31 protein-coding genes and 1 other RNA gene are annotated in these 26862 nt (G+C 67.8%); 22 read left to right on the top strand and 10 right to left on the bottom strand.

Annotation, left to right across the window (positions count from 1 at the left end):
* Positions 1–19 precede the first annotated feature (19 nt).
* Together FA89_RS06735 and FA89_RS06730 are read right to left on the bottom strand one after the other, a co-directional pair.
* A complete protein-coding gene (locus FA89_RS06735) occupies positions 20–1312 on the bottom strand; it encodes an aminopeptidase P N-terminal domain-containing protein (protein WP_036139444.1) in 1293 nt (430 codons plus the stop codon).
* Entirely contained in the window at positions 1309–1875 is a 567-nt protein-coding gene (locus FA89_RS06730) for a UPF0149 family protein (RefSeq protein ID WP_036139441.1), read from the bottom strand. The genes FA89_RS06735 and FA89_RS06730 overlap by 4 nt, the downstream gene beginning before the upstream one ends.
* Positions 1876–1991: 116 nt before the next feature.
* Between FA89_RS06730 and FA89_RS06725 the strand changes: the two genes are divergently transcribed.
* From FA89_RS06725 to FA89_RS06680, 11 genes are all read left to right on the top strand, one after another.
* Complete coding sequence (locus tag FA89_RS06725) at positions 1992–2216, top strand: TIGR02449 family protein (RefSeq protein WP_036116258.1); 225 nt, start codon at positions 1992–1994, stop codon at positions 2214–2216.
* Between the two features lie 10 nt (positions 2217–2226).
* A complete protein-coding gene (locus tag FA89_RS06720; RefSeq protein ID WP_036139439.1) occupies positions 2227–2535 on the top strand; it encodes a cell division protein ZapA in 309 nt (102 codons plus the stop codon).
* A gap of 7 nt (positions 2536–2542) precedes the next feature.
* Positions 2543–2726, top strand: a non-coding RNA gene (gene ssrS, locus FA89_RS19565) — 6S RNA.
* Between the two features lie 109 nt (positions 2727–2835).
* Positions 2836–3447: a 5-formyltetrahydrofolate cyclo-ligase gene (locus FA89_RS06715; RefSeq protein WP_036139436.1), complete on the top strand. Its 612-nt coding sequence runs from the start codon at positions 2836–2838 to the stop codon at positions 3445–3447.
* Positions 3444–3902: an EVE domain-containing protein gene (locus tag FA89_RS06710; RefSeq protein WP_036139434.1), complete on the top strand. Its 459-nt coding sequence runs from the start codon at positions 3444–3446 to the stop codon at positions 3900–3902. The genes FA89_RS06715 and FA89_RS06710 overlap by 4 nt, the downstream gene beginning before the upstream one ends.
* Complete coding sequence (gene rpiA / locus FA89_RS06705; RefSeq protein WP_036139431.1) at positions 3899–4555, top strand: ribose-5-phosphate isomerase RpiA; 657 nt, start codon at positions 3899–3901, stop codon at positions 4553–4555. The genes FA89_RS06710 and rpiA overlap by 4 nt, the downstream gene beginning before the upstream one ends.
* Before the next feature lie 56 nt (positions 4556–4611).
* A complete protein-coding gene (locus FA89_RS06700; protein ID WP_036139430.1) occupies positions 4612–6066 on the top strand; it encodes a DNA recombination protein RmuC in 1455 nt (484 codons plus the stop codon).
* A gap of 58 nt (positions 6067–6124) precedes the next feature.
* Entirely contained in the window at positions 6125–6721 is a 597-nt protein-coding gene (gene folE / locus FA89_RS06695; RefSeq protein ID WP_036139429.1) for a GTP cyclohydrolase I FolE, read from the top strand.
* Positions 6722–6723: 2 nt separating this feature from the next.
* A complete protein-coding gene (locus tag FA89_RS06690; protein WP_051938585.1) occupies positions 6724–8034 on the top strand; it encodes a hypothetical protein in 1311 nt (436 codons plus the stop codon).
* Complete coding sequence (locus tag FA89_RS06685) at positions 8027–8731, top strand: hypothetical protein (RefSeq protein WP_036139428.1); 705 nt, start codon at positions 8027–8029, stop codon at positions 8729–8731. Before FA89_RS06690 ends, FA89_RS06685 begins: the two co-directional genes overlap by 8 nt.
* On the top strand, positions 8724–11516 hold the full coding sequence (locus FA89_RS06680; RefSeq protein WP_036139425.1) for an AAA family ATPase: 2793 nt from the start codon (positions 8724–8726) through the stop codon (positions 11514–11516). Before FA89_RS06685 ends, FA89_RS06680 begins: the two co-directional genes overlap by 8 nt.
* Positions 11517–11898: 382 nt before the next feature.
* Here FA89_RS06680 and FA89_RS06675 read toward each other — a convergent pair whose 3' ends face one another.
* Positions 11899–12282: a hypothetical protein gene (locus FA89_RS06675; RefSeq protein ID WP_036139421.1), complete on the bottom strand. Its 384-nt coding sequence runs from the start codon at positions 12280–12282 to the stop codon at positions 11899–11901.
* 95 nt (positions 12283–12377) lie between these two features.
* Complete coding sequence (gene cysK / locus FA89_RS06670) at positions 12378–13334, bottom strand: cysteine synthase A (protein WP_036139420.1); 957 nt, start codon at positions 13332–13334, stop codon at positions 12378–12380.
* A 91-nt stretch (positions 13335–13425) separates the two neighbouring features.
* On the opposite strand from cysK, the gene FA89_RS06665 reads away from it, so the two are divergent.
* The 3 genes from FA89_RS06665 to FA89_RS06655 all read left to right on the top strand — a co-directional run bounded on the left by FA89_RS06665 (position 13426) and on the right by FA89_RS06655 (position 16484).
* Positions 13426–13770 (top strand): hypothetical protein, encoded by a 345-nt coding sequence (locus FA89_RS06665; protein ID WP_036139418.1) that lies wholly within the window; start codon positions 13426–13428, stop codon positions 13768–13770.
* 60 nt (positions 13771–13830) lie between these two features.
* The gene (locus FA89_RS06660) at positions 13831–15060 is read left to right on the top strand and encodes a cation:proton antiporter (RefSeq protein WP_051938584.1); all 1230 of its coding nucleotides are present in this window, start codon (positions 13831–13833) and stop codon (positions 15058–15060) included.
* A 65-nt stretch (positions 15061–15125) separates the two neighbouring features.
* Complete coding sequence (locus FA89_RS06655; RefSeq protein ID WP_036139415.1) at positions 15126–16484, top strand: GGDEF domain-containing protein; 1359 nt, start codon at positions 15126–15128, stop codon at positions 16482–16484.
* Here FA89_RS06655 and FA89_RS06650 read toward each other — a convergent pair.
* Genes FA89_RS06650 through FA89_RS06635 form a run of 4 tightly spaced genes read right to left on the bottom strand, consistent with a single transcriptional unit; the run spans position 16474 to position 19518 of the window.
* Complete coding sequence (locus FA89_RS06650; RefSeq protein WP_185754260.1) at positions 16474–17172, bottom strand: VIT1/CCC1 transporter family protein; 699 nt, start codon at positions 17170–17172, stop codon at positions 16474–16476. The two genes, FA89_RS06655 and FA89_RS06650, sit on opposite strands and share 11 nt — an antisense overlap.
* A complete protein-coding gene (locus tag FA89_RS06645; RefSeq protein ID WP_051938583.1) occupies positions 17150–17764 on the bottom strand; it encodes an FUSC family protein in 615 nt (204 codons plus the stop codon). The genes FA89_RS06650 and FA89_RS06645 overlap by 23 nt, the downstream gene beginning before the upstream one ends.
* Before the next feature lie 48 nt (positions 17765–17812).
* Complete coding sequence (locus tag FA89_RS06640) at positions 17813–18574, bottom strand: ABC transporter permease (RefSeq protein ID WP_036139409.1); 762 nt, start codon at positions 18572–18574, stop codon at positions 17813–17815.
* Positions 18571–19518: an ABC transporter ATP-binding protein gene (locus FA89_RS06635; RefSeq protein WP_036139408.1), complete on the bottom strand. Its 948-nt coding sequence runs from the start codon at positions 19516–19518 to the stop codon at positions 18571–18573. Before FA89_RS06635 ends, FA89_RS06640 begins: the two co-directional genes overlap by 4 nt.
* 121 nt (positions 19519–19639) lie before the next feature.
* Here FA89_RS06635 and FA89_RS06630 point away from each other — a divergent pair, with 121 nt between their 5' ends.
* From FA89_RS06630 to FA89_RS06595, 8 genes are all read left to right on the top strand, one after another.
* Positions 19640–20137 carry a DUF1993 domain-containing protein gene (locus FA89_RS06630; protein ID WP_036139406.1) on the top strand — a complete coding sequence of 166 codons (498 nt, stop codon included), beginning with the start codon at positions 19640–19642 and terminating at the stop codon, positions 20135–20137.
* Positions 20134–20685, top strand: coding sequence for a DNA-3-methyladenine glycosylase I (locus tag FA89_RS06625; RefSeq protein WP_036139402.1), 552 nt, complete (start codon positions 20134–20136; stop codon positions 20683–20685). The genes FA89_RS06630 and FA89_RS06625 overlap by 4 nt, the downstream gene beginning before the upstream one ends.
* Before the next feature lie 89 nt (positions 20686–20774).
* Positions 20775–21056, top strand: a complete 282-nt coding sequence (locus FA89_RS06620) for a DUF2188 domain-containing protein (protein WP_036139400.1) — start codon at positions 20775–20777, stop codon at positions 21054–21056.
* 67 nt (positions 21057–21123) lie between these two features.
* Entirely contained in the window at positions 21124–23220 is a 2097-nt protein-coding gene (gene dinG, locus FA89_RS06615) for an ATP-dependent DNA helicase DinG (protein WP_051938582.1), read from the top strand.
* Positions 23217–23765, top strand: a complete 549-nt coding sequence (locus FA89_RS06610) for a HutD/Ves family protein (RefSeq protein ID WP_240003860.1) — start codon at positions 23217–23219, stop codon at positions 23763–23765. The genes dinG and FA89_RS06610 overlap by 4 nt, the downstream gene beginning before the upstream one ends.
* Before the next feature lie 89 nt (positions 23766–23854).
* Positions 23855–24391 (top strand): lipocalin family protein, encoded by a 537-nt coding sequence (locus FA89_RS06605; RefSeq protein ID WP_036139396.1) that lies wholly within the window; start codon positions 23855–23857, stop codon positions 24389–24391.
* Positions 24392–24395: 4 nt separating this feature from the next.
* The gene (locus FA89_RS06600; protein ID WP_036139394.1) at positions 24396–24812 is read left to right on the top strand and encodes a YchJ family protein; all 417 of its coding nucleotides are present in this window, start codon (positions 24396–24398) and stop codon (positions 24810–24812) included.
* 60 nt (positions 24813–24872) lie between these two features.
* The gene (locus tag FA89_RS06595; RefSeq protein ID WP_051938581.1) at positions 24873–25127 is read left to right on the top strand and encodes a hypothetical protein; all 255 of its coding nucleotides are present in this window, start codon (positions 24873–24875) and stop codon (positions 25125–25127) included.
* 9 nt (positions 25128–25136) lie between these two features.
* Here FA89_RS06595 and FA89_RS06590 read toward each other — a convergent pair whose 3' ends face one another.
* Together FA89_RS06590 and FA89_RS06585 are read right to left on the bottom strand one after the other, a co-directional pair.
* Positions 25137–25931: an SDR family NAD(P)-dependent oxidoreductase gene (locus tag FA89_RS06590; protein WP_036139388.1), complete on the bottom strand. Its 795-nt coding sequence runs from the start codon at positions 25929–25931 to the stop codon at positions 25137–25139.
* Positions 25932–26036: 105 nt separating this feature from the next.
* Positions 26037–26807, bottom strand: a complete 771-nt coding sequence (locus tag FA89_RS06585; protein WP_036139385.1) for an NRDE family protein — start codon at positions 26805–26807, stop codon at positions 26037–26039.
* Between the last annotated feature and the right edge of the window lie 55 nt (positions 26808–26862).

The raw sequence follows: 26862 nt of genomic DNA, 5'->3' as shown, positions 1-26862 counted from the left end.
TCCCGACGCTGCGCTGGACTCAGCGCTCCAGCGCAGCCGGTGACTTCGGCACCATCGCGGTCATCACTTCCGGCGCACCGCGGGTCACCGCCACATCGTCCTCGATGCGGATGCCGATGCCGCGCCAGCGTTCGTCGACCCGTTTGTCGTCCGGCGGGATGTAGATGCCGGGCTCGACGGTGACGACCATGCCTTCCTCGAGGATGCGGGGCTCGCCGTCGATGCGGTAGTCGCCGACGTCGTGTACGTCGAGGCCGAGCCAGTGACCCGTCTTGCTGGGGAAGTAAGTCTTGTAGCTGCCTTCGGCGATAGCACGCGCCGGGTCGCCGGGAAGGATATCGAGGGCGCACAGGCCGTGGGCGATCACGCGTACCGCGGCGTCGTGCGATGCGGCGAACGAACGGCCGGGCCGCACGGCGTCGATGGCGGCCAGCTGCGCCTCATGCACGATGTCGTAAAGCGCCCGCTGCGCCGGCGAGAAACACCCGCCGACAGGGTATGTACGGGTGATGTCGGAGGCGTAGCAGTCCACCTCGGCGCCGGCGTCGATCAACAACAGGTCGCCGTCGCGCAACGTGGCCCGGTTCGCGTGGTAGTGCATCACGCAGGCGTTGGCGCCGCCAGCCACGGTCGGCGGGAACGCGGGAAAGGCGCCCCGTCCGCGGATGGTGCGAAGGATCTCGCCTTCGATCTCGTACTCGGCCACGCCGGGGCGCGCCATGGCCATGGCGGCGACATGCGCCGCGCCGGCCACCTCGGCGGATCGGCGCATCAGGGCCAGTTCGTCGCGCGACTTGAACAGGCGCATGTCGTGCAACAGGTGGCTGAGTGCCACGAGGTCCTTCGGCACCACGCCGCCGCCCCGCGCGGTGCGCAGGCGACGCATCCATGCCAGCAGACGGGCGTCGAAATCCGGCTCCTGGCCGAAGTGGCAGTACACGCGTGCCCGGCCCTCGATCATGCCGGGCAGGATGTCGTCGATATCGTCGATCGGGAACGCATCGTCCAGGCGCAGTTCGCGCGCGGCGCGATCGGTGCCCATGCGCTCGCCGTCCCAGCGCTCGCGCTCGGCATCGCGCTCGCGGCAGAACAGCACGGTTTCGCCGTGCGCGCGGCCCGGCAGCAGGGCCAGCACGGCATCCGGTTCGTCGAAACCGGTCAGGTAATGGAAGTCGGAATCCTGCCGGTAGGGCCAGGGCGCGTCGGCATTGCGCATGCGCTCGGGCGCGGCGGCGAGGATCAGCACGGCGTCCTCGCCGGTCATGCGCATCAGCTCCCGGCGCCGCCGGGCGTACTCGGCCGCGGCGATCAATGCAGGGTGTCGTTCGCCGTCCGGGGGGCTCGGCTGAGTTCAGCGTGCAGCAACATGGCGCCGGCACGGACGAACTCTTCCAGTTCGGTCAGGCTTTCGTCGTTGACATCCTCGTCGGCGTCGAACTCGAAGTCCGTCGTGGCGATGCCGGCCATGTCCTGCAGGACCTCCTTCGCATCGTCACTCATGCCCTTGTTGGCCTCGACCGAGCCACCCAGGCCTAACCCGCCCAGGAAGCCCTGCACCCAGTCGGTCAGGCCCTCCGCCCGCTCCGCGGTAGGCGACTCGTCATCCGGCAACCAGGGCGAGAAGGTCAGGTCCGGATCGGCCAGCCATTCCTCGGTCTGGTGACGCAGCCGGGAGAGCATCGCCTGTTCGTCGGCCGACGGGGCCGGATCGGGCTCGAGCTCGATCGCCGCCAGCACGTCATGGCGGGGAAAGCGGCCGCCGGCGCAGATGTAACCCACGAGGGAGCCATGGAATTCACTGACCGACAGGGTCAGCTTGCAGCGGACGATGAGCTCGGCGATCTTTTCCGGATCGACGGTCTGGTTGGCCGACATGGCGGCTACTCCTGGGGGCGAGAGCGGGCAGTCTAATGCAGCCATCTTCGGCCTGCTCCCGTGGAAGGCCTTCACGGATTGCCGACACGGCGAAAACGTCCTGTTATAGTCCGCGCATGACGAACCCGGATGCCTTCAAGACCGAACTGGAAGCCCTGAGCGCCACGCTCGACCGGCTCGTCGATACCGTTCGCCGTCTCACCGAGGAAAACCGCAGCCTGCGGCACAGCCAGGAGCAGCTGGCGAACGAACGTGCGGGGCTGATGGCGCGCAACGAACAGGCGCGCAGCCGCGTGGAAGCGATGATCCAGCGCCTCAAGGCGCTCGAAAACACCGGCTGAGGCCACCTTTATGAACGCCACCGCCAGCGAACCGGTCTCCCTCCGCCTGCTCGATCGCGAGTTTCACATCGCGTGCGCCCCGGAAGAACGCCCCGGCCTGATCGCCGCCGCACAGTTCCTCGACGGCAAGATGCGCGAGCTGAAAGCCCATGCCAAGGCGCCCGGCTTCGACCGGATCGCCGTGCTGGCGGCCGTCAGTATCGCCCACGAGCTGCTTTCGCTCAGAAAGGAGCACGGCTCGCAGGAACAGGTGCTGACCGACGGCCTGGCCGCACTGCGCAGAAAGCTTGATGGTCTGCTCGACGCGCCGGTAAAATAGCCACGGGCGTTCCCTGCGGTGTTCGCCAGCGCACTTTACATTTGCCTTGTTCCTACATACGACCCCGGGTCGGCTTTTGGTGGCTGTTGTGCATGTCCGCCTTCGTGCGGAAAGCCTTGATGCCGCCTAGCTCTCCCACCTGATCCTTTGGATCAAGGTCGTTTGGTGCGCAGCGGCATCGCGGAGAACGCCTCTCCATTCTCGCCGGTCGGCCCGCAGGGCCGGTCAGCGCCCTTCCCGCGGCACCGGGCGGGGCGGCTCGACGGCAACCTTCCGACCGTGCCGTCCGGCTGAACGTCCATGTCAAAGCTCCCCGAGAGACGCGAACTTCGAGCCGACCTCGTCCAGCGCCGACGCCAGCTGAAGCCGGCCGAGCGCGTGGCCGCGGCGCAGGGCCTGCGCCAGTCGCTGGAACAACTCCCCGAATTCGTCACCGACACGCACGTGGCCGGCTACTGGGCCACCGGTGGCGAGCTGCCCTTGAACCTCGCCATCGCGCCGCTTGCCGAGCGCGGGCAGACGTTCTACCTGCCCATCGTCACCAAGTCGGGCGGCAAGCGCCGGCTCACCTTCGCCCCGTGGGCCACGGGTGAAGACGTCGAATCCAACGAAATGGGCATCCCCGAGCCGAAGGCGTCCGGCAATATCGTCGAGGCGAACAAGCTCGACTTGGTGCTGGTGCCGCTGCTGGGTTTCGACCGCAAGGGCAACCGCCTGGGCTTCGGTGGCGGTTATTACGACCGCAGCTTCGAGTTCCTGCGCGGGCAGCCCCGCCCGGCCAAGCCGTTGCTGGTCGGCGTGGCTTACGACTTCCAGGAACTGGACACCATCGAGACCGCCGAGTGGGATATCCCGCTCGACTACATCGCGACGGACAAGGCCCTGATCGACTGCACGAGCGGCGCCGCATGAAGTATTGGCTCATGAAGTCCGAGCCGGATACGTTCTCCATCGACGATCTCAAGCGCAAGGGCATCGAACCCTGGGACGGCGTACGCAACTACCAGGCGCGCAACTTCATGCGCGACGGCATGAAGGTCGGCGACAAGATCTTCTTCTACCATTCCAACACCGAGGTTCCCGGCATCGTCGGCATCGCTTCGGTGGCATCGCCCGCGTACCCGGACGAGAGCCAGTTCAACGCCAAATCCAAGTACTACGACGAGAAGAGCACGCGGGAAGAACCGCGCTGGATGCTGGTGGACGTCAAGTTCGAGCGCAAACTCGCCCGTACCATCTCGCTGGACGAACTGAAGAAGATCGACGAACTCGCGGACATGCCGCTGGTGCGCAAGGGCAATCGCCTTTCGGTGATGCCGGTGGCCAAGGGCGACTGGGATTTCATCCTCACGCTGGAAAACGCATGAGCCAGGACAACGAAAAGCGTCTCGCCGCCGAAACCGCCGCCTTCCGCTACGTGGGCGAGGGCGGTTTCCGCGGCGGCATCATCGGCGTCGGCACGGGTTCCACCGTCAACTTCTTCATCGACGAACTGGCCCAGTACCGTGACCGCATCAAGGCGGCGGTGTCCAGTTCGGACGCTTCCAGCGCGCGCCTGCGCAAGCTCGGCATCGACGTGCTCGACCTCAACGCCGCCGGGCGACTCGACCTCTATGTCGACGGCGCCGACGAATGCGATCCGCACAAGCGCCTCATCAAGGGCGGTGGCGCCGCGCTCACGCGCGAGAAGATCGTCGCAGCCGCCTCCGACAAGTTCGTCTGCATCATCGACGCGAGCAAGCAGGTGGACGTGCTGGGCACCTTCCCGCTGCCCATCGAAGTGATCCCCATGGCCCGCAGCCATGTGGCGCGCGAGATCGTCGCCCGCGGCGGCCAGCCGGTGTGGCGCGATGGCGTCGTCACCGACAACGGCAACTGGATCCTCGACGTGCACCACTGGCGCATTACCGACCCGGTGGCGCTGGAAGCCGATCTCAACCAGATCGTCGGCGTCGTGGCCGTCGGCCTGTTCGCGAAGCGCCCGGCCGACGTGGTGATCGTCGGCAATCGCGAGATCTGAGAAAGCCCCGCCCTAGCCTGCGCGCGGGATGTCCGCAACACAGGTAACCTCGCGCCATGACCCTCGAAACCGTTCTCCTTGTCGTCCTGCTGGTCGCCGTACTGGCGTGCCTCGCCTTGCTCTTCGTCGTCGTCTCGCGCAGTGGCAGGCAGGACGACGGCAGTGCCGCCCGCCTGGACGGCCTCCGTGACGACACGCGCCGCCTCGAAACCGTGCTGCGCGACGAGCAACGCGCGGGGCGCGGCGAGCTGGGCGAGAGCTTCGGCCAGTTCCGCACCCACGTGCAGGAGCAACTGCAGCACGCCGCCGAGCGCCAGCACGAGCGCATCGAGGCATTCGGCAAGCGGCTGGACCAACTGACCGAGCGCACCGATCTCGGCCTGCAATCGTTGCGCCAGGGCCTGGGCGACGATGCCCGGAAAACGCGCGAGGAATCGGCCGTCACGCTCAAGCACTTCGGCGAACTGCTCGACCAGCGTTTCGGCACGCTCACCGCCGACAACGAGAAACGCCTGACCGATGTCCGCACCACGCTGGAAACCCGGCTGGGTGCCATCCAGCAGGACAACGCGGCCAAGCTGGAACAGATGCGCGCCACGGTGGACGAAAAACTGCAGTCCACGCTGGAGACCCGGCTGGGCCAGTCGTTCCAGCTGGTGTCCGAACGCCTGGAGGCCGTGCAGCGCGGCCTGGGCGAGATGCAGGCGCTGGCCACCGGCGTGGGCGACCTCAAGCGCGTCCTGACCAACGTCAAGACCCGCGGCACTTTCGGCGAGGTGCAACTGGGCGCACTACTGGAGCAGATTCTGGTCGCCGAGCAATACGCCTCCAACGTCGCCACCGTGCCCGGCTCCGCCGAGCGGGTGGAATACGCCATCCGCCTGCCCGGTGGCGACGACGACAGCGGTCCGGTCTGGCTGCCCATCGACGCGAAATACCCCGTGGAGGATTATCAGCGCCTGCTCGATGCGCAGGACGCCGCAGACCTGGAAGGTGCCATGCTGGCCGGCAAGGCCCTGGAAGTGCGCGTGCGCGAGGAAGCCCGGCGGATCCACACCAAATACGTCTCGCCGCCGCACACCACCGACTTCGCCATCCTCTTTCTGCCGACCGAAGGCCTCTACGCCGAGGTGATTCGTCGGCCGGGCCTGTCCGACCAGTTGCAACGCGACCATCGCGTCACCATCGCCGGGCCCACCACGCTCACCGCCCTGCTCAACAGCCTGCAGATGGGTTTCCGCACCCTGGCCATCCAGAAGCGCTCATCGGAGGTCTGGCAGGTACTGGCGGCGGTCAAGAACGAGTTCGGCAAGTTCGCCACCGTGCTGGAACGCACCCAGAAGCAGCTGGACTCGGCCACCAACAGCATCAAGAACGCCGGGGTGCGCACACGCGCCATCGAGCGCAAGCTGCGTGGTGTGGAATCGCTGGGCGGCGACGAATCGCAGAAACTTCTGGACCTCGGCGGCATCGACGAGGTGGACCCGCCGACGGAAGACGCCGGCGACTGAGTCCTGCGGCCCCGAACATCGCTACACTATGTGTTTGCCCCGTCAAGGAACCGCCACGATGAGCGACGACAGCAAGTCCCGCCCGGTCAGCCGTGACCAGGCCGAAGAGGCCGTGCGCACCCTGCTCCTGTGGGCGGGCGAAGACCCGCAGCGCGAAGGCCTGCTCGATACGCCAAAGCGCGTGGTCAAGGCCTATGGCGACTGGTTCAAGGGCTACGACGAAGACCCGGCGGAATACCTGCGCCGCACCTTCGAGGAAGTGGCCGGCTACGACGAGATGATCATCCTGCGTGACATCGAGTTCGAAAGCCATTGCGAGCACCACATGGCCCCGATCATCGGTCGCGCCCATGTGGGCTACGTGCCGACCGACCGCGTCGTGGGCATCAGCAAGCTGGCCCGCGTGGTGGAAGGCTTTGCGCGCCGCTTCCAGGTGCAGGAAAAACTCACCGCGCAGATCGCGCACTGCATCGACGACACGCTGCGTCCCCGTGGCGTCGGTGTGGTGATCGATGCCGCCCATGAGTGCATGACCACGCGCGGCGTCCACAAGCGCGGCGTGTCCATGGTCACCAGCCAGATGCTCGGCAGCTTCCGCGAGGATCCGCGCACCCGCGGCGAGTTCCTCAGCTTCGTCGGCATTCCCCGTCGCTGACCTTGGGCGGGCCGACCGACACACCCCTCCACGATGAGCGCCTGCAGGATCTTTTCCGCGACGGTGTAGTCGTCGAGGACATCCCCACCCTGTTTCCGCTGCTGCGCGGGCGGGGCCTGCTGCGTGCGTTTTCGGCGCTGTTCCACGGTGGCGAGGCGCAGGTGCTGTTGCGCCTGCTGGTCCTGCGCACGCTGGGCGGCCGCACGCACGCCACCGAGTGGACACCGCAGGAGATCCGCGATCACCTGGCGTTCGTCGACGCGGTCAAGCTCGATACGGTGGTGCAGCGCCTGAAGGACCACGAACTGCTGGTCTACGACGGCGAAACCCAGCGTTATCGCGTGGGCCTGCCGGGGCGCAAGGCGCTGGCCGCCCTGGCCGTGATGCTCGAGTTCGAGAACGACGACGACGACGGGCTGGGCTACCTCACCGCGCAGTTGGCCGCCGGCCAGGCCGTGGGTCGCGTCTCGGTCGATGAACTGGGGCACCTGCTCTCGCGCCTGACCGAACTCAAGGACGACTTCGACCGCGCCGTGTTATCCGGCTCCGAGCATCGCATCCGCCATGCCGCCGAACGGCTGGATTCGGTGTGGACGTGGGTGGAGAAAGGCACCGAGGTGGTTGCGGGCATCACCGTCAAGGAAGACCTGGAACCGGCCGCGCACCGGTTGGCCCAGGCCGTGGGCCGCGCACAGAGCGCCCTGCTCAGCCAGGCCGGCACATTCCAGCGCGAGCTCAACAAGATCGACCAGCACCGGGTGCACCTGGGCCGCACGGGCTTGTCCTCCTCCGACCTGGTCGGCTGGCTGCGCGCACAGGACGTCGACGCGCTGGCGTCATTCGAGGATGGCCAGCTGCTGTTGCCTTTGCCTGCGCCCTTCATCCACGACCAGATCGCGCTCGATGTCGCCGAGTTCGAGCTGCTCGAGCGCGAGCGTCTGGCCGCTGAAACCACCGCCCTGCCCGGTGCGGAACAAACGCCGGACACCGCCGATCTGGCGATGGACGAAGAAGACCTGCGTTTCCTCGGCGAATGGCACGCCGAACTGGCCGCGATCGTCACACCGCGCGAGCTGTCCGACACGCTGATCGGCGACGACTACGCCCTCTCCGCCTACCGGTTGTCGCTGCTCGGCCTGCTCGGCGATCCCGAATCGGCCGCGCTGGAAGGCGGCACCGCCGACCTCGCCCGACTGCCGTTGGCGCTGGAGATCGAGCCGCGACTGATCGACACCGACCTGCCCCAGATCGCGCGGGTCAGCGCCGGACGCCTGCGTCCGCGCGACACCGCGAAGGACACCCCCGATGCATGACGATACCGCCACCCTCGTGACCCGGCTGCTCTCCCAGCGCTGGCTGCCGCGCGACGACGTGCAGGCGCGCAAGGCGCTGCTGGACGACGGCTTCCGCGAGGAACTCGACCGTCGCCTGGAGGCCGTCGGCCTGGAACTTCGCGAACACCCCTACGCCGCCTACATCGGGCTGGCCGTGGCCCGCAAGAGCGAACGCGCCGTGTTCGGTGGCAGCGACAGCTGGATCTCCAACACCCTGCAGCTGGACCGCGACGGCGTGGCCCTGCTGGTCGTCCTCTGGGCACTGATCGTGCTGCCCAAGCGGCAGCGCCAGATCGAACGCCAGGCGGTCGATGCCGCGGCGTCACAGGGCCAGATGTTCGCGGAAGGCAAGCCGATACCGCGCGATCCGGCCGTCTCCCCCGTGATCGCCGAACGCACGCTTCTGGCGGACTTCGGCGACAAGCTGGGCGGCAAGACACGCGTCGGCTTCAACCTCGGCACGCTGAACCGGCTGGGCTTCATCATCCGTCGCAAGGGCGATGTGGCGGAAGGTCCGCTGCTGGACCTGGCCTTCGACTACGAACGTACCGCGCGGCGCATCCTCGACGGCGCGCTGGCCGACCTGCTCACCGATGCCGCGAACCGTGCGCCGGCGCCGGACGACGACGACGCCGGCACAGCGACGATCCACCCGGAGGAGCCGTCCGATGTTTGATTTCCGCAGCCTCGAGGTCGTCCACTGGGATTACTGGCAGCGTTTCAGCCTGCCGCTGGATACCAACATCGTCACGGTGGTGGGGCCGAACGGCTCGGGCAAGACCACGCTGCTGGACGCGTTGCGCACGCTGCTGACCATCGACTGCGCCGGCAACCGCGACTACAAGAGCTACCTGCGCCACAACGGCATGCCGTACGCCTGGCTGCGTGCCCGCGTGGGCAATATCCCGGGACCGAGCGGCGAGCGTCCGTTCTTTCCGCTGATGGACCGCGAGGTGACTCTCGCCTGCCGCATCCAGAAGAAAGGCGGCGAGTGGACCCGGCAATACGCCGTGCTCGGTGGCGATGTCGGCATCGAAGAGATCGACGCGCGAAACGATTTCCTCGGGCTGCGCGAATACCGCGTCCGCCTGGAGGGCGCAGGCCTGTCGCAGGCGATCCGCCGGGTGCTCACGCTCGAACAAGGCGCCACCGACAAGCTCTGCCAGCTGCCGCCCAAGGCATTGCTCGAGCTGGTGTTCGACGTGTTCGGCGACAAGGCCGTGCTCGACGACTACCAGCGCGCACGCAACGAGCAGGTGGAAGCCGACCGCGAGCAGCACGGGCTGGAGCACCAGCTGTCCCTCATCGGTGCCAGCCTGCAGGAAACGGAAGCGCGTGCCCGCTCCTACCAGGAATGGACCGCGCTGAAGAACGAGCGTGTCGACCTGGTCGCCAGTGTCCTGCCCCGGGTGGAGCTGGCGGAACTGGCCGGCGGTATCCGGGGGGCGCGTCCGCAGCTGATCGGCGGCAAACGTCGCGTCACCGACCTGGAACGCCGCGATGCGGACCTGACGCACCAGCTCGGCGATTTCGATGTCACCGGCGAGGCCTTGCGCGTGGAACAGAACGAGGCGGACACCGCACGCCAGCAGACGCGCAAGCTGCTGGATGCCGCCCGCGGCGAACTGGCGCAGAACGACCTGCTCATCAAGCAGGAAGCGCGCCTGCGCGAGATGGTCGCCAGCCAGGGCGGCGCCGACCACGAGCGCCTGGCCGACGTGGCACGCGACGCGCGCAGCACCGTCCATACGCTGCAAGCGGAAGAAGGCGTGTTGCGCCAGCGGCTGACAACGCTGACCGGCCAGCTGGCCGCGTGGCGCAGCGGGCGTCGTTACACGCCCGAGTTCGAAGCCTCGTTCCGCCGTGCGCTGGACGAAGCCGGCATACGGCACAGCATGCTCAGCGAGATCGTGGAGATACGCGAGCCACGTTGGCAGCCGGCGGTGGAAGCCGTGCTGGCGGGCTACCGCCACGTGGTGCTGCTGGACGATCCGCGCGATCGCGAAACCGCGTGGAAGCTGGGCGAGCAGCATCGCTACAAGCATTTCGTCGTGGCCGATCGCGCACCCGCCGAACGCGCCCATACGCGATCCTTGCTCGAAGTGGTGGACTTTTCGGCAGGGGCACCGGACTGGTTGCTGCGCAACCTGGACCGCATCCGCCGGGTGGAAGACATCGCCGAAGGCGCGACGTGCGGCAAGGACCAGGACTGGATCACGCCCCAGGGCTACTTCCGCGAGCGTCGCGGCGGCCGCCATCTGGGCGTGGACGACATGTACTTCGGCAGCGGGGCGCGTGAGCGCCAGCTGCGCGATGGCGAAGCGGCGCTGCGCGAGATCGAGACGCGCCTGCGCGACATCGCTGCCGAGCGCAAGGACGCCATGGCGCGCGCCGCCGATGCCGAAGCGATCCTGCGCGGCGCGAGCGCCAGCAGCCAGCTGGCCGACCGCGCCGACGAGTTTGCCGACGCGCGCACCCAGCAGCCGCGCCTGCAGGAAGACGTACAACGCACGGCGGACAGCCACGCGGCCGCGGAGACCCACTACGAGGCCATCCGCGACAAGCGCCAGAAAACATCCAACGCTCGCGACAACGCCGCGCGAGAGCAGCGCGACGTGCAGCGCCAGCTCACCGACGCGGGCAGGCAGCACCACCAGCTGCGCAACGAACAGATCGAACGCCTGCGCGTGTTCCGCGCCAAGCGCATGCATATCCCGCTGGCGCAGCGAAGCCGGGCCACCATGGCGGAACTGCGCGAACGCTACGAATCGGCCCGGGCTGTCGAGCGCGAAGTGATACGTCTCGAACAGCGCCTGGCGGAGGGCCACTGGGAAGAAGATCCCAGCGTGGTCGCGCTGCGCGAAAAACTCTGGGTGGACCACGAGGGCCTGAAGCTCGACCTGGACAAACGCCGTGCCCATCTGGAGCGCGCGTCACGCATCACGCACGAGGCCCGCGGCGCGTACATCCAGGTGCTACGCAACACCGTCCGCCGTTATGCCCGCAACCTCAAGGTGCTGGCCGATCTGGCCGGCATCGGCGTGGACGTGGACCTGCCCGAGCTGAGCAACGACGATTTGGCCCTGGCCTCGGCCGCGCTGCAGGTGCGCTTCGAGTTCGACAAGAAGGGCTGGATCGGCATGGATGACGGCGAAGCGTCGGGTGGCCAGCAGGTCATGAAGTCGCTGTTGTTGCTGGTGGCACTGATGCGCGACGAGGATCGCCCGGGCGGCTTCGTCTTCATCGACGAGCCGTTCGCGCACCTGGACATCTTCAACATCGACAAGGTGGGCGCGTTCCTCAAGTCCACCCGCGCCCAGTACATTCTGACGACGCCGGCCACGCACAACATCAACGTGTTCCAGCCGTCCGAACTGACGTTGGTGACCAGCAAGCGCCGTCCGGGTGCGACTTGGGCGCAACCGCTGGCCGTGCTGAGACGCAGGAGCGAAGTGGCGTAGTGGGGCTACATCCAAAGCCGGAGCCAGAGCCAGAGCCGCCGTTACTTGTATGGCGCGGCGATGAGGCGCTGGGTGGTCACACTCTCGCTCGGGCAGCGGCCGCAAGCGGCCGAACTCGCTCAGAGCGTAACCACCCAGCACCTCTGCGACCACAGAGGCAAGCGGGTGTGGAAAGCAGAGCGGTGGCGACATCGCGCGGCGCCACCCTAGGAATGCTGTTTCGTGCGACGCCGCGAGCGTTGCTTTCCTCGCAATGCACCTCAGTCGTCAGGGAGGCGTCGGGTGGTCATCCTCTGAGCGAGTTCGGCCGCTTGCGGCCGCTGCCCGAGCGCAGAGGGTGACCACCCGGCGCCTCCTCCCCGCAGCCGCAGCAGCTAGCGGGTCAGTAGTACCGCACCTTCCCAGCTTTCGGGCGGTCCTCGTCCGACTCATCCAGCTCGGCGTTGCCGGCGTCTACAGGTACCTGGCGCATCGGATCGTGTTCGTCTTCCTCCGGCCGCACCCGCGCGTGGTGACGGGCGATCAGCCAGGCGGCCGCGATGGCACCCAGGCCGAGGCCGGCGCCGATCACGATGCCCAGCGGGCGGCGACGCACATGGCGACCGGCTTCGGCCAGCGCCTCGGAGGTGAGCGAACCGGCGCGGCCGGCGTACTGGCGGGCGGTGCCCAGCGCCTGGTGCTTGCGGCTGCCGGTGACCGAGCCGATCGCACGCTCGGCCCTGCCGAACATCTCCTCACCGAAACTCTTGCTGCGCAGGAACGTCATGGGGTGTCTCCTTCTATCGAGGCGCACACCATGACGCCAGCGACGTGATGATTTCGCGGTGTCGCCGTGGAGGCGGCGAGCCGCCGGCCATGACATCAGCCCAGGCTTTCCAGCCAGGCGTCGTCGGACCCTTCTTCCACGCCTTCGAACAGGAACGTCGACAGGTAGCGCTCGCCGGTATCCGGCAGCATGGCCAGGATGACGCTGCCCTCCTCGGCGGATTCGGCGTGGGCGAGTGCCGCCGCCACGGTGGCACCCGCCGAGATCCCGACGAAAAGACCTTCTTCCTGCGCGAGGCGACGGGCCGTGTCGCGGGCCTGCACGTCGTCCACCGGGATATTGAGGTCGAAGACGGAACGGTTAAGCACCTCGGGGATGAAGTCCGGGGTCCAGCCCTGGATCTTGTGCGGCGACCAGGGCTTGTCGGCCAGCAGCGGCGCCGCGGCGGGCTCCGTGGTGACGATACGGACCTCCGGGCGTGCCAGCTTGAACATTTCGCCCACGCCGGTCAGCGTGCCGCCGGTGCCCCACCCGGTGACGAACGCATCGAGACGGCGGCCGGCGAAGTCCTGGAGGATTTCCGCCGCCGTGGTGCTGCGGTGATAGGCGGGATTGGCCGGGTTGCGGAACTGCCGTGGCAGGAACCAGCCGTGCTTCGCGGCCAGTTCCTCGGCGCGCCGGACCATGCCGCTGCCGCGTTCGGCGGCAGGGGTCAGGATGACGCGGGCCCCGTAGGCGCGCATCAGCTTGCGTCGCTCGACCGAGAAGCTGTCGGCCATGGTGGCGACGAAGCGGTAACCCCTGGCCGCGCAGACCATGGCCAAGGCGACGCCGGTGTTACCCGACGTGGCCTCGACCACGGTGTCGCCCGGCTTGAGCAGGCCTTTCTGCTCTGCGTCGCGGATCACGGCGATGGCGAGGCGGTCCTTGACCGATCCGCCGGGATTGAACGACTCGACCTTCGCGTAAAGCGATACATGGGACGGCCCGACGCGATGCAGGCGGACGATGGGCGTGCGGCCGATGGTATCGAGGATGCTCTCATGGATCATGGGGAAGTCCTTGGCGGCGATACGGGATCCACGACGTTACTCCCCCCGCCCCGGGGCGACAAACCCGGCCGGATCGCGCAGACTGCCCGTCATGAATCGACGTCCATACGTTTTCTCCGCTGGCCTGTTCCTGGCCCTGGCGGCCTCGGCCCAGGACCTGCCGCGGACACCCGCGGACTACCTGCGCCGCATGGACGCCAACGGTGATGGCCGCATCGACGAGGCGGAATACGTTCGATACATGAGCCAGGGCTTCCTGCGCATGGACATCAACGGCGATGGCGTACTCGACGCCAACGACGGGCCGATGCGTCCGGGTGCGCGTCCCGTCCGGCTGGACGCCTTCCAGCGCGACCTGATCCGGCAGTTCCACAGGCTCGACCGCAGCGGCGACGGTTACCTCGACGCGCGGGAACTGTCGCAACCGCCGCGCTGAGACAGGTCGACACGGCGCGCCCGCCGTGGGTTACCCTCTGGCCCACTTCGGGGAGAGCGGATGACCACCACGGAATTGTTCCTGATCGCCATGACGATCATTCTGGGCGTGCCCTACCTGATCTGGCGCATCTTCCGCACGGATTACTGGGCGCCGCTGGTGGTGGTGCAGATTCTCACCGGCATCCTGCTGGGCCCCGGCTTGCTGGGCCGGATGTTTCCGGACTACTACGCCACGGTATTCGCGCCGCCGGTGATCGCCGCGCTCAACGGCATCGCCTGGTGGGCGGTCATGGTGTTCGTGTGGATCGCCGGCATCGAGCTCGACCTGCGCGAGGTCTGGAAGCAACGCCGCGAATGCGGCACCACGGCGGCGTTCGCGCTCGGTGTACCCCTGATCACCGGCTGCCTGGCGGCGCTGGGCATGCTGGCCTGGCGCGACGGCTGGATGGGCGAGGCCGCCACCGCGTGGCAGTTCGTGCTGGGCATCGGCATGGCCTGCGCCGTGACGGCGCTGCCCATCCTCATCCTGTTGATGGAGAAGATGGGCATCCTGCGCGAACCGCTGGGGCAGCGCGTGCTGCGCTATGCCAGCCTCGATGACCTGGCCATCTGGGCGGTGCTGGCCGTCATCCTGCTGGACTGGCAGCGGGTCGGGCACCAGGCCGCGTTCCTGGGCCTCTTCGCGATCGCCGCCCTGGCCATCCGGCGCCTGATGGCCCGTGTGCCGGAGGCCGATCGCTACATCATCGGCCTGGTCTGGCTGGCCGCGTGCGGCTACGGCGCGGACGCCTGCGGCCTGCATTTCATGGTGGGTGCCTTCCTCGCCGGCGCGGTCATGGAGCGCGAGTGGTTCACCCTCGAAAAACTCGATGGCCTGCGCCATAACGTGCTGCTGGTCATCATGCCGATCTACTTCCTTTCCACCGGGCTGCGCACGAACTGGCAGATGGGCGGCACCGCCGTGTTCGTCGCGGCCGGGGTGCTGCTCGTGGCCTCGATCGCCGGCAAGCTGGCCGGCGTGGGCATCGCAGGCAAGCTGCTGGGCTGGGCCCGGGGCGATGCATGGACGATCGGCTGGCTGCTGCAGACCAAGGCACTGATCATGATCATCTTCGTCAACGTGCTGCTCGACCGGCACATCATCACCAGCGAAACCTTCACCGCCTTGCTGCTGATGGCCGTGGTGAGCACCATGCTGACCACCCCGATCGTCGCGCCCCGGCTGCACCGCCCGATGCACCGCGGCAAGCCCGAGCAGGCCCGCCGCCGCGCCACGGCGGAAACGTGAGCTAATTCGTAGCCCCCGTCGTATGATGGAACGAATTCGGCATAACACGATGGTTGGGGCGTGCGTTGGACAACCAGCTATGGGAAAGCAAATACCACGAGGCTGTCGACCGACTGACCCGTGAGGAGAACCAGTGGCGGACCGCCGAGTCTCTGCTACGTCAGCTCGTGGGTTGCCTGGGCCGTGCCGCGCATGGGGCCCACGATCAGGTCGACCCGCATATCGAACGCGTCGCCACCGCCCTGCACGGCCCGGTGGATGCGATGCTGCTCGAGCCGCTGGTCCACGGGCTGAGCGAGGCGCTGGACCACCTGGGCGACCATCCCCAGGCCACCCTCGAGGAACGCTCGGTCGCCCTGGTCCGCGCACCGCGCAGCGAACACGGTTCGTCCGTGCAGTCGGCGCTGAGCCGCCTGGTCGATCGCATCGTGGTGCTGCCCAAGCTCGCCGATCGCGCCAGCGACCTGCGCCACGACGTGGCCGATGCCGGTGACCTGGTGGCCCTGGCCGTCTGCGGCGACCGCCTGGCCGACCTGGTCAACGAGCAGCGCATCGGCCTGCAACGCGAGATAGAAGCCCTGCAAGCGGTGCTCCGCCATGTCACCGGCCGTCTGGACGAAATGAGCCAGTACATGTCGCGCGAGCTGGCCGACCAGAACACCGGTGAGGCCAACGGCCAGGCACTGGATGCCTCGGTAGCGCACGAGATGCGCCTGCTCGGCGAAGCGGCACTGGAACTGGAAGACATCCACGAGCTGCGCGAGCGGGTGGGCGACAGCCTGGAGACCATCGCCGAGTGTTTCCGCGAGTTCCGCGACCGTGAAGGCGGCCGGCTGACCGCGTACCGCGAGCGCGCGGAAAAGATGCGCCAGCGCATCGAGCAACTGGAAACCGAACGCAACGCCCTGCAGCGCTCCCTCGAGCGCGAGCACGAGCTGGCGCAGACCGACACCATGATCGGGATGCCCAACCGGCTGGCTTACGAAAAACGCATCGAGGTGGCATTCAACGCCTGGCAGACGGCCGGCCGGCCGCTTTGCGTCGCAGCGATCGACATCGACCATTTCAAGAGCATCAACGATACCTACGGCCACACCGCGGGCGACGCCGTGCTGCGCATCATCGGCCAGGCCCTGGTGAAGCACGTGCGCCCGTGCGATTTCGTCGCCCGCTACGGCGGCGAGGAATTCATCGTGCTGTTCGACGGCGCCGACGAGAACGAAGCACTCCAGGTGTGCGAGCGCCTGCGCGGCAAGATCCAGCACCTGGCCTTCCATGCCAGCCGGCAGCCGGTGCGCGTTACCGCTTCCATCGGCCTGGCCCAGTTCCAGGCCGGCGACACGCCGCAGACGGTGTTCGACCGCGCCGACCTCGCGCTCTACACCGCCAAGAACGGCGGCCGTAACCGCTGCGTCATCGGCTGACGCCGAACAGGCTGCCCACCGCCGCGGTCAGCGCCATGGCCGCCGCACCCCAGAACACGATGCGCAGGGTGCCACGGAGCACGCCGGCACCCGCCAGTCGCGCCGACGTAGCACCAAGCCCGGCCAACGCGAACAGGGACACGACCACGACCGCGGCGGTCATGGCCGACCGTGGCGCAAGCGCCGCGGCGGCGATAGGCAGCACGGCGCCCGCGGCGAAGCTTGCCGCGGACGCGGCCGCCGCCTGGAGGGGGCGCGCCGCGGTGGCTTCCGACAGGCCAAGTTCGTCGCGCAGGTGGGCACCCAATGCGTCGTGCGCCATCAGCTGGTCCGCCACGGTGCGCGCCAGCGTGCGATCGAGCCCGCGAGACACGTAGATCTCGGTGAGCTCCCGGTGCTCGCCGACCGGGTCTTCCGCCAGTTCGCGCGATTCCAGCGTGCGCTCCGCATGCTCGCTGTCGGCTTGCGAGCGCACCGAAACGTATTCGCCCGCCGCCATCGACATGGCACCGGCCGCCAGGCCGGCGATGCCCGCCAGCATCACATTGCCGACGCCCGTGGCCGCCGACGCCACGCCCACCAGCAAGCTGGCCGTGGAGAGGATGCCGTCGTTGGCGCCGAGCACGGCCGCACGCAACCAGCCGATCCGGTCCAGCCGGTGGTGTTCATGGTGCCGCTGTCGGTGCATCGTCATCCTCCTTCCGGATCGTGCCTTCGACGCGCTCCTCGATGCGCGAAACCAGCCAGCCGATGGCCAGCGCGCAGGCGCTACCGAGCAACACCTCGCCGAGGCGATAAAGGGCGGTTTCCCACAAGGGGCCCGTGTTGGGCACGAGCAGGAGGATCGCCGAGGTGATGCCGCCCACCCGTGCCGCGGCACCGGCGTTGAATATCCAGCAGGCCACGGTGACGACGGGAAGCGCCACGCAGAAGGACACCAGGTTGCCTGCGCCGCCGATCCACAGCCCGAAGAGGCCGGCCACGCCACCGAACGCGGTGCCCACGATGCGATCGCGCCCGGCCCCACGCGTGTCGCCGAAGCGTGGCTGGACGACCGCCACGGCGCTGATCGCCGCCCAGTACGCCTGGCCGGTATGCAGCGCATGCCCGATGAGATAGGCGACGCTGGCGGCGACCACGGTCTTCAGCGCCATGAATATCCCGGTGCGCACGCGGCCACCCAGCGGCATGGCACGGAACATCCGGTCCAGCATCGCCTGCGCGCGATGCAGGCGGCTGGCATGCGTGGCGGTGTCGGTACGAGCGTCGGCGGGGTTCATCGCCTTATCGTAGCGAGGAACCCTGTCGACGCGCCGCGACAGCGGCGCTTACGACTTGAGTTTCCACCCGGTACGGAAGATCCACCACACCGCCGTGAGGCAGACCAGCAGGAAGCCCACCGTTGCGCCCACGCTCACCAGCACGTTCACGTCGGCCTGGCCGTAGAAGCTCCAGCGGAAGCCGTTGACCAGATAGACCACCGGATTGAACATCGTGATCGTCTGCCACGCGGGCGGCAGCATCGATATGGAGTAGAAGCTGCCGCCGAGGAAGGTGAGCGGCGTGATCACCATCAGCGGCACCACCTGCAGCTTCTGGAAATCGTCGGCCCACAGGCCGATGATGAAACCGAACAGGCTGAAGGTCACTGCGGTCAGCAACAGGAAGGCCACCATCCACACCGGATGCTGGATCTCGTAAGGCACGAACAGCCGTGCGGTCAGAAGGATCAGCAGCCCCAGGATCACCGACTTGGTCGCCGCCGCGCCGACGTAGCCGATGACTACCTCCACGTACGACACCGGGGCCGAAAGCAGCTCATAGATGGTGCCGGCCCACTTGGGCATGTAGATGCCGAACGACGCGTTGGAGATGCTCTCGTTGAGCAGCGACAGCATGATCAGGCCGGGGATGATGAACGCCCCGTAGCTCACGCCGCCGATGGCGCCCATGCGCGAGCCGATGGCCGCGCCGAACACCACGAAATACAGCGAGGTGGACAGCACCGGCGAGGCGATGCTCTGCATCAGCGTGCGGAAGGTACGGGCCATCTCGAAGCGGTAGATGGCGCGGATCGCGTGGAAGTTCATGCGCCACCCCTTACCAGGCTTACGAAGATGTCCTCGAGGGAACTCTCGCTCGAATGCAGGTCCTTGAAGTCGATACCCAGGTCGCTCAGCTTGCGCAGCAGCACCGCGATACCGGTGTCGTCGCCCTGCGTGTCGAAGGTGTAGATCAGCGACGTGCCGTCGGCACCGAGTTCCAGCGGCCACTCACGCAGGCCATCCGGCACCGCGTCCAGCGGGGTCTGCAACGAGAGCGTCAGCTGCTTCTTGCCCATCTTGCGCATCAGCGTCTGTTTCTCCTCGACGATGACGATCTCGCCGCGGTTGATGACGCCGATGCGGTCGGCCATCTCCTGGGCTTCCTCGATGTAGTGCGTGGTGAGGATGATGGTGACGCCGGACTCGCGCAGGCGGCGGACCATCTGCCACATGTCGTGGCGCAACTCGACATCCACGCCCGCCGTGGGCTCGTCCAGGAACAGCACGCGCGGCTCGTGTGCCAGGGCCTTGGCGATGAGCACGCGCCGCTTCATGCCGCCGGACAGCGCCATGATCTTGGAATCGCGTTTGTCCCACAGCGACAGGTCGCGCAGGATGCGCTCCAGGTGCACGGGGTTGGGCGCCTTGCCGAACAGGCCGCGGCTGAACTTGACCGTGGCCCATACCGTCTCGAACGAATCCGTGGAAAGCTCCTGCGGCACCAGCCCGATCAGGCTGCGCGCGGCACGGAAATCCTTGCGGATATCGTGGCCGTCGACGAGCACGCTGCCGCCGGTGCCGTTGACGATGCCGCAGACGATGCTGATCAGGGTGGTCTTGCCGGCGCCGTTCGGGCCCAGCAACGCGAAGATCTCGCCACGCCGGATGTCGAGGTCGACACCGTTGAGCGCGCGATGGCCGCTTTTGTATTCTTTGGTCAGTCCGCGGATCGCGACGATGGCGTCGGGCGCGGCGGTGGGAGCATCCATGGGAACCCGCGATGTGAAGGGGTAAGACGGCCGATGGTAGCCCCTGGCGCCGCGGGCCGCGAGACCTTGTGGAAACGTCCGGCGGCCCCAGATCGACGCAATAACTTCGCCCGGAATGCCCATGTCCATCTCCCTGTACGACGCCACGGTGCCCGTCTTCGCACGTGGCCTTCGCGTGCTCTCCGACCTGCTGGCCAAGGCGGAAGCACATGCCACCGATGCGTCCGCGCTGCTGGAAGCCCGGCTTGCGCCGGATATGCTCACCCTCACCGGGCAGATCCAGCGCGCGAGCGACACCGCGAAGTTCGCGGTGGCCCGGCTGAGCGAGGCCCAGGCACCCTCCTTCGAGGATAACGAGGCCAGCTTCGACGACCTGCGCAAGCGCCTGGACGCCACCGCCGCGTGGATCGGGTCGGTCGATCGCGATGCCATCGAGGCGGGCTCATCGCGCACCATCGCCCGCACATTCCGCGACACCGAGTACACCTTCACCGGCCAGAGCTACGTGCTGACCTTCGCCCTGCCCAACTTCTTTTTCCACGTGACCACGGCGTACGACATTCTCCGCCACCAGGGTCTACCCATCGGCAAGCTGGATTACCTGGGCATCGCCGGATGAGCGAAGGCTTTCGCCGCTGTGCCTGGGGCGATGCCGATGAACTGCTGCGCGATTACCACGATCGCGAATGGGGCGTGCCCGAGCATGACGGGCGCCGCCTCTGGGAAAAACTGGTCCTGGACGGTTTCCAGGCCGGCCTGTCCTGGCGCACCATCCTGGCCCGCCGCGACGGCTTTCGCCGGGCGTTCGAAGGGTTCGTGCCGGAGGTCGTGGCGGCTTACGGCCCGGCCGACATCGAGCGGTTGCTCGCCGATCCCGGGATCATCCGCTCGCGGGCGAAAATCGCCGCGGCGATCGGCAATGCCAGGGCCTACCTGGCCATGCAGCAGGCCGGGGAGGACTTTTCCCGCTTCTGCTGGGATTTCGTGGGCGGCACCCCCCTCGTCTGGGAAGGCGCCGTCCCGCCCAACAGCCCGCTTTCCGCGCAGGTCTCACGGGCGCTGAAGCAGCGCGGCTTCACTTTCGTCGGCCCCACCATCGTGTTCGCCTGGATGGAAGCCACCGGCCTGATCGATAGCCACGCGGCGCACTGCTTCCGCCGCGGTTAACGGCATTTTTAGCCCTGCCGGCGTAGGTTGGCTACGTGGTCGTCACACCGGCCCATCGTCTGGTCCACCCAACCGTCAGTGAGGGTCCCATGGCTTCCAGCTCCGCACAGCTCTTCATTCCTTATTGCACGGCCCCGCAGGGTCCCTGGGTCGTCCGCCGAGCTTCCGCGCCGCTGGCGCGCTACGCCAGCCAGGCGCTGGCCATCGCCGCCGCGGAAGACCTCGCCCCCGCCATGTCCGACAGCCTGGGCCTGCCGGTGGAAATCCACGTGCAGCAAGCGGACGGCACCTGGGAAGAACACACCTTCGTCGTCGCTGGCCTGGTGGCCGGCCTGCCCACACCTCCTGCCGGCATCGTCCGTCACGCCTGAGCGTCATGGGGTGAGACGTCGATGAGGTAACCTTGTCCGGTTGCCTCACCTCTCTTTGTACCCATCGATGCTCACCGACGACACCAAAGCCGCGATCCGCGCCGCCTACACGCGGCTGAAGGACGGTCTTGCGGGCTTCCGGGGGCGCTCGGCCCAGCTGAAGATGATCGCCGAGGTGGCCAAGGCACTGGCCGAGCCCGCTGGCGCCGCCGTGATCGAAGCGCCCACGGGCACCGGCAAGTCCATGGCCTATCTCATCGCCGGCCTGGAAGTGGCGCGCGCCCAGAAGAAGAAGCTGGTGATCGCCACCGCCACCGTGGCGTTGCAGGAACAGCTGGTGCAGCGGGACATCCCGCAATACCTCAGCCTATGCGGCGTGGAAGCGAAGATCGCCCTGGCCAAGGGCCGCGGACGTTACCTGTGCCCGCGCAACCTGCGCATGGCCGGCGCCGAGCCCGCCGCGCAGACCGGCTTCGATTTCGATGCCGACCTGGCCCTGTGGTCACGTCCCCCGGCGGAGCGCGACACCAGGGCGGTCGAGAAACTGGCCGCGGCTTTCGAATCGCGCGAGTGGAGCGGCGACATCGACACCAGCCCCGAGCCGCTGTCCGACCTGGTGCGCGGCATGATCACCACGAGCGCCGGCGGTTGCACGGGGCGCAAGTGCGGCGCCTTCGCCGTGTGCCCGTTCTTCGTCGCCCGGCGAGCCATCGGCGAGGCCGACATCGTCGTGGCCAACCAGGACCTGGTGCTGGCCGACCTGACCATGCCGCGCGACGAGGACACCTTCGGCGGCGTGATCCTGCCCAAGCCCGAAGACACGCTCTACATCTTCGACGAGGCGCACCATGTGCCCGCCAAAGCCATCGATCGTGGCGCAGCGGATGTGCACCTGGCCACCACGGTGCGTCGCATGGGCCGCCTGCAGAACCAGATCCACGGCGCCTATTCGCTCACCGACAAGGAGAGCATCGGCAACCTCACGCTGGAGGCCGGGGACGAGAAGATGCTCGCCATGTCCAACGCCCTGGAGGAGATCGAGCGCGAGATCCGCATGACGTGGACACCGTCGTCGAACGAGACCGAGCCCGTGTTCCGCGCATCGCTGGGCCAGCTTCCGGAAAACTGGAAGATGCACGCGGAGCACCTGCACCTCATCACCCGCGACATCCAGCGCTGGTTGCGTGCGGTGCGTCGCACGGTCGTGGAAATGGAAGCGGGCGGCCCGACCCAGGAAGCCCTGTCGCGCGAGCTGGGCGTGGCCCTGGAGCGACTCGAGCGGCAGGTGAAGACCTGGTACGCGTGGTCCACCGACGACAGCGAAACCGGTCCGCCACTGGCACGCTGGGTCAGCATGACGCCGGAACAGCAACTGGTCTGCCACGCCTCCGCCGTATCGGCCGGCGGCCTGCTGCGCAACGTGCTGTGGGACAACGCATCCGCGGTGGTGATGACGTCCGCGACGCTCAGCGCCGGCGGTAATTTCCGCGGCTTCGCGGATGCGGTTGGCCTGCCCAACGACGCCGTGACGCTCAGCCTGCCCTCGCCGTTCGACCTCGAACGCCAGGCCACCCTGAGCGTACCCAGCATGAAGACCCTGCCCGACGATCGCGAAGGGCACGCCCGCGAGATCTCCGCGTGGCTGGCGCAACACCTCGACTGGGACGCCGGCAACCTCGTGCTGTTCACCTCGCGGGCCAAGCTCGACCGCGTGCTGCAGACACTGCCGATCGAGTTCGTCCGCAAGGTGCGCGCGCAGGGGTCGCTGTCCAAGCAGCAGTTGATCACCGAGCACCGCGAGGACATCGAGGCCGGCAAGGGCAGCACGCTGTTCGGCCTGGCCTCGTTCGGCGAAGGCCTGGACCTGCCCGGCAAGCTGTGCGAAACGGTGGTGGTGACGCAGCTACCGTTCGCGGTGCCTACCGATCCGGTCGGCGCCACCTATGCGGAGTGGCTGGAATCGCGCGGGCGCAACCCGTTCATCGAGGTGAGCGTGCCGGATGCCACCCGCATCCTCACGCAGTATTGCGGCCGGTTGATCCGCACGGAAACCGACACCGGTCGCATCGTGCTGCTGGATCGCCGCGTGGTCACCAAGCGCTACGGCACCGGCATGCTGCGGGCCCTGCCCCCGTTCGCGCGCGATATCGAGCGCGTCGCGTGAGCGTGATCGGTTTTGCCGGGCTGCGTGCCGTGCCGTGGAAGAACGGGCTGGGCGTTACGCGCGAGATCCGGGTCGAACCCGCCGGCGCGACGATGGACGATTTCCTCTGGCGCGCCAGCATCGCGGAGGTCGACACGGCCTCGCCGTTCTCGGTGTTTCCCGGCATCGACCGGACCATCGTGCTGCTGGACGGCAACGGCTTCACCATGACCCTCGACGAAAACCGCGTGCACGCGCTGACCACACCCTGCGTACCGTTCGCTTTTGCGGGCGAGTCGCGTGTCGAGGTCGCCCTGGCCGGTGGTGCCACCCGCGATTTCAACCTGATGGTCCGGCGCAGTCATGCACGGGGCCATGTCGATGTCGAACGGGGCCCAGCCATGCTCGAACATCAGGACGTGGCATTGCTGCACCTGGCACGGGGCCATGCCGAGGTGGACGGCGTGGCGTGTGTCCCGGGGGACAGCGCCATCGGGCCACGCACGGTGCGGCTCGCTGCCGACGCGGTGGCCCTCTGCGTGCGGGTGGTCCTGCTGACGCGGTGAAAGGCCAGGGTTGGGGTGTCGTCCGCAAGTTCAAACGGGGTTCAAGCCCCGGTGCGCATCGTAGGGGATCGTTCCCCCGGATCTACACCATGCGCATCGCCCTCACGGCCCTCCTCCTCTCCATGGCCACCACCGGCACCCTCGCCAGCACCCCAGTCACGGCCGTTTCCCACCTCGACCTGGATCGGTACGCTGGTACCTGGCACGAGATCGCACGGCTGCCCATGTGGTTCCAGCGCAAGTGCGAGAAGGATGTCACCGCGCATTACACGCCCCGGCCCGACGGCACGGTCTCCGTACACAACGCCTGCGTGACCGCCGAGGGTAAGACCATCGCCAGCGATGGCGTAGCACGACGGCCCGAGCCGTTCGCGCTGGGCAAGCTGCAGGTGCGGTTCGCGCCGGCGTGGCTGTCGTGGGTGCCGCTGGTCTGGGCCGATTATTGGGTGATCGCGCTGGACGACGACTACCGCTGGGCGATGATCGGCCAACCGGGCCGCAAGTACCTCTGGATACTGTCCCGCGAGCCCTCGCTGGACCGGAAGACCTTCGAGGAACTCAAGGCGCGCGCGGTGTCGATGGGCTACGACCTCGGCCCGCTGATCGTCTCGGGCAAGGTCGACTGACGCCATGGCTGCCGGCGACTCATCGGCTGGTTCGGGCAAGCCCGGCCGCTGCCCATGCGGCAGCGGCCAGGCCTACGCCACCTGCTGCGGCCGCTGGCACGCCGGTGAGGCCGCCCCGACGGCCGAAGCGCTGATGCGCTCGCGCTACAGCGCCTATGTCCTGGACCTGGAGGCCTACCTGCTGGACACATGGCATGTGTCCACGCGTCCACCGGCGCTCGGACTGGCCACGCAGTCGCCTCGACCTACCTGGCTGGGGCTGTCCGTGAAACGCCACGAAAACCCCTCGGCCGACACGGCCATCGTCGCGTTCGTGGCGCGCCTGCGCATGAGCGGCGGCCGTGCGGAGCGCATGCAGGAGACCAGCCGTTTCGTGCGTGAAGACGGGCGCTGGTTCTATGTCGACGGCGACGTGGGCTGACGCAACGTCATGCGCGCGCAGGACGATACGCTTATCTGCGAGGCAATCCGAGAGCGGCGCATGCTTGTCATCGAATACGGTGGGTCGCGCCGGCTGGTACAGCCGCACGTCTACGGCGACGACCACGCCGGCGACCGCCTGCTCAGTGCCTACCAGGTCAGCGGTGGCAGCACGTCGGGCGCGTCCCATGGCTGGAAGTCGTTCCGCATGGATAGGGTGGGCTCGGTGGCCTCGACCACCGAGCGGTTCCATGGGGCACGGCCGGACTACCAACGCGACGACGGCACCTTCGCCCGGGTGCTGTGCCAGTTGTAGCCCGCGCGGTCAGACGATCGAGCGTGTCACGCCGCCATCGACACGGATCGCGGCGCCGGTGGTGCCGGAGGCCTGTTCGGAGGCGAGGTACACCGAGGCGTTGGCGACCTCTTCCACGCTGAGCAGGCGCTTGATCAGCGACGTGGGACGATGGGTCTGGATGAAGTCCTTCTCCACCGCTTCCATCGCGATGCCCTGTTCTTTCGCGATCTTGCCGAAGAACTCGCTGACACCTTCCGACAGGGTCGGCCCGGGAAGGATCGCATTGACGGTAACGCCGGTACCGGCCAGCACCTCGGCCAGGCCGCGCGACACACCGAGCTGGGCCGTCTTCGTCACGCCGTAGTGGACCATCTCGGCCGGCACCTGCACACCCGATTCGCTCGAGATGAACTGCACGCGGCCCCAGCCACGTTCGGCCATGCCCTTGGCGTAATGACGCGACAGGCGAACGCCCGAGTTCACGTTCACTTCGAAGAAGCGCGTCCATTCCGCGTCGTCGATGGCGAAGAAATCCTTCGGCTCGAAAATGCCCAGGTTGTTCACCAGGATGTCGGTGTCCGGCACGGCGCGGGTCAGCGTCGCCGCCCCTTCGGCCGTGCCAAGGTCGGCCGCCACACCGGTGACGGTGGCGTTCGGCGCGGCTTTCTTCACGGCAGCGATGGCGTCGTCCACACGGGCCTGGGTGCGCCCGGTCACGACCACGGCAGCCCCCGCGACGGCCAGGCCGGTGGCGATGGCCAGGCCGATGCCGGCAGTGGAGCCGGTGACGATGGCATGGCGCTGGCTGAGATCGATGTGCATGGGGTAGCTCCGGACAGGAAAAGGATCACCTTATCGTCGGGGCGCAGCCGGCGGGGATCAATTGCCGGCCGGGCAAAAGAGCCTTTCCGCTGGGGAAAGGTCGAATCAGCGCGGCACGTCGGCGTGGATGAGGGTCTCGCCCTCGAACACGCCGTGGGGCCCGAAGCGACGCTCGCCGATCATCGTGCGTCCCTCGTTGTCGACGAGGATCACGGTGCTGGCGCGCGTGCCGTAGTGTTCCCCGACGATGAACGCGCTGGAGAGGAAACGCTCGCGTTCGATGCCGATACCCGTGTCCGGCAGCACATCGTCGGGCCAGACGCCGCGATCGGCCAGCAGCGCGAACAGCCTGTCAGGGTCGCCGCTGCCGTCTTGCGCCAGCCAGTCGCCAAGCCGCTGGACCAGCGCGCGCGTCTTCGGCCACGGCGCGTTGAAGTCGGCATTGCTCAGGCCATGCACGCCGGCGGCCACCGGCTGCGCACGAGCCACCGGGTGGTTGCCCAGGTAGTACGCGTCGTCATGATCGAAGGTCAGCAGGTTGAACGGTCGATAGTCCCGCGCGCTGGCCATCAGTTCGATGGCGTGGGTGCGTGCGGGCAACGTGGCGCCGAGATAGTCGGCCACCAGCAGGCCCCGTGACAGGCCACTGTGGTCGGCATGCATGTCGCGCACGTTGGTGATCACACCGACGCGTCCATCCGGGGCGACGCCGGCCCAGGTACCGCCCGCCTCGAGGTCACGACCCGCGAGGATCTGCGGCGCCTCGTCCCACGCGGCCAGCGGCGCCGTCGGCCGCGCATGGAACTCGTCGCGGTTGGCGACCAGCACCAAACGCCACTGCGGGTGGGCGCGCCAGGCAAAAGCGATCAGGCACATGGCAGCGTCGGGGCGTGCAGCGGCATGCGCCCATTGTGCGCCCCCTTGGTCACGA

The organism is Luteibacter sp. 9135 (assembly GCF_000745005.1).
Classification (GTDB): Bacteria; Pseudomonadota; Gammaproteobacteria; order Xanthomonadales; family Rhodanobacteraceae; genus Luteibacter.
Note: the sequence above shows the minus strand (reverse complement) of the source record. Positions and strands in the feature narration are given on the sequence as shown.

Excerpts from the sequence above, each read along its gene's own strand:
- rpiA (WP_036139431.1), top strand. The coding sequence starts at position 3,899 with ATGAGCCAGGACAACGAAAAGCGTCTCGCCGCCGAAACCGCCGCCTTC.
- FA89_RS06590 (WP_036139388.1), bottom strand. The coding sequence starts at position 25,931 with ATGCACATCGATCTCAGCCAGCGCCATGCCATCGTCACCGGCTCCACT.
- FA89_RS06640 (WP_036139409.1), bottom strand. The coding sequence starts at position 18,574 with ATGAACTTCCACGCGATCCGCGCCATCTACCGCTTCGAGATGGCCCGT.
- FA89_RS06660 (WP_051938584.1), top strand. The coding sequence starts at position 13,831 with ATGACCACCACGGAATTGTTCCTGATCGCCATGACGATCATTCTGGGC.
- FA89_RS06680 (WP_036139425.1), top strand. The coding sequence starts at position 8,724 with ATGTTTGATTTCCGCAGCCTCGAGGTCGTCCACTGGGATTACTGGCAG.
- FA89_RS06595 (WP_051938581.1), top strand. The coding sequence starts at position 24,873 with ATGCTTGTCATCGAATACGGTGGGTCGCGCCGGCTGGTACAGCCGCAC.
- FA89_RS06665 (WP_036139418.1), top strand. The coding sequence starts at position 13,426 with ATGAATCGACGTCCATACGTTTTCTCCGCTGGCCTGTTCCTGGCCCTG.
- FA89_RS06725 (WP_036116258.1), top strand. The coding sequence starts at position 1,992 with ATGACGAACCCGGATGCCTTCAAGACCGAACTGGAAGCCCTGAGCGCC.
- FA89_RS06685 (WP_036139428.1), top strand. The coding sequence starts at position 8,027 with ATGCATGACGATACCGCCACCCTCGTGACCCGGCTGCTCTCCCAGCGC.
- FA89_RS06715 (WP_036139436.1), top strand. The coding sequence starts at position 2,836 with ATGTCAAAGCTCCCCGAGAGACGCGAACTTCGAGCCGACCTCGTCCAG.
- FA89_RS06630 (WP_036139406.1), top strand. The coding sequence starts at position 19,640 with ATGTCCATCTCCCTGTACGACGCCACGGTGCCCGTCTTCGCACGTGGC.
- FA89_RS06625 (WP_036139402.1), top strand. The coding sequence starts at position 20,134 with ATGAGCGAAGGCTTTCGCCGCTGTGCCTGGGGCGATGCCGATGAACTG.
- dinG (WP_051938582.1), top strand. The coding sequence starts at position 21,124 with ATGCTCACCGACGACACCAAAGCCGCGATCCGCGCCGCCTACACGCGG.
- folE (WP_036139429.1), top strand. The coding sequence starts at position 6,125 with ATGAGCGACGACAGCAAGTCCCGCCCGGTCAGCCGTGACCAGGCCGAA.
- cysK (WP_036139420.1), bottom strand. The coding sequence starts at position 13,334 with ATGATCCATGAGAGCATCCTCGATACCATCGGCCGCACGCCCATCGTC.
- FA89_RS06620 (WP_036139400.1), top strand. The coding sequence starts at position 20,775 with ATGGCTTCCAGCTCCGCACAGCTCTTCATTCCTTATTGCACGGCCCCG.
- FA89_RS06730 (WP_036139441.1), bottom strand. The coding sequence starts at position 1,875 with ATGTCGGCCAACCAGACCGTCGATCCGGAAAAGATCGCCGAGCTCATC.
- FA89_RS06650 (WP_185754260.1), bottom strand. The coding sequence starts at position 17,172 with ATGCACCGACAGCGGCACCATGAACACCACCGGCTGGACCGGATCGGC.
- FA89_RS06720 (WP_036139439.1), top strand. The coding sequence starts at position 2,227 with ATGAACGCCACCGCCAGCGAACCGGTCTCCCTCCGCCTGCTCGATCGC.
- FA89_RS06675 (WP_036139421.1), bottom strand. The coding sequence starts at position 12,282 with ATGACGTTCCTGCGCAGCAAGAGTTTCGGTGAGGAGATGTTCGGCAGG.
- FA89_RS06605 (WP_036139396.1), top strand. The coding sequence starts at position 23,855 with ATGCGCATCGCCCTCACGGCCCTCCTCCTCTCCATGGCCACCACCGGC.
- FA89_RS06635 (WP_036139408.1), bottom strand. The coding sequence starts at position 19,518 with ATGGATGCTCCCACCGCCGCGCCCGACGCCATCGTCGCGATCCGCGGA.
- FA89_RS06585 (WP_036139385.1), bottom strand. The coding sequence starts at position 26,807 with ATGTGCCTGATCGCTTTTGCCTGGCGCGCCCACCCGCAGTGGCGTTTG.
- FA89_RS06600 (WP_036139394.1), top strand. The coding sequence starts at position 24,396 with ATGGCTGCCGGCGACTCATCGGCTGGTTCGGGCAAGCCCGGCCGCTGC.
- FA89_RS06710 (WP_036139434.1), top strand. The coding sequence starts at position 3,444 with ATGAAGTATTGGCTCATGAAGTCCGAGCCGGATACGTTCTCCATCGAC.
- FA89_RS06700 (WP_036139430.1), top strand. The coding sequence starts at position 4,612 with ATGACCCTCGAAACCGTTCTCCTTGTCGTCCTGCTGGTCGCCGTACTG.
- FA89_RS06645 (WP_051938583.1), bottom strand. The coding sequence starts at position 17,764 with ATGAACCCCGCCGACGCTCGTACCGACACCGCCACGCATGCCAGCCGC.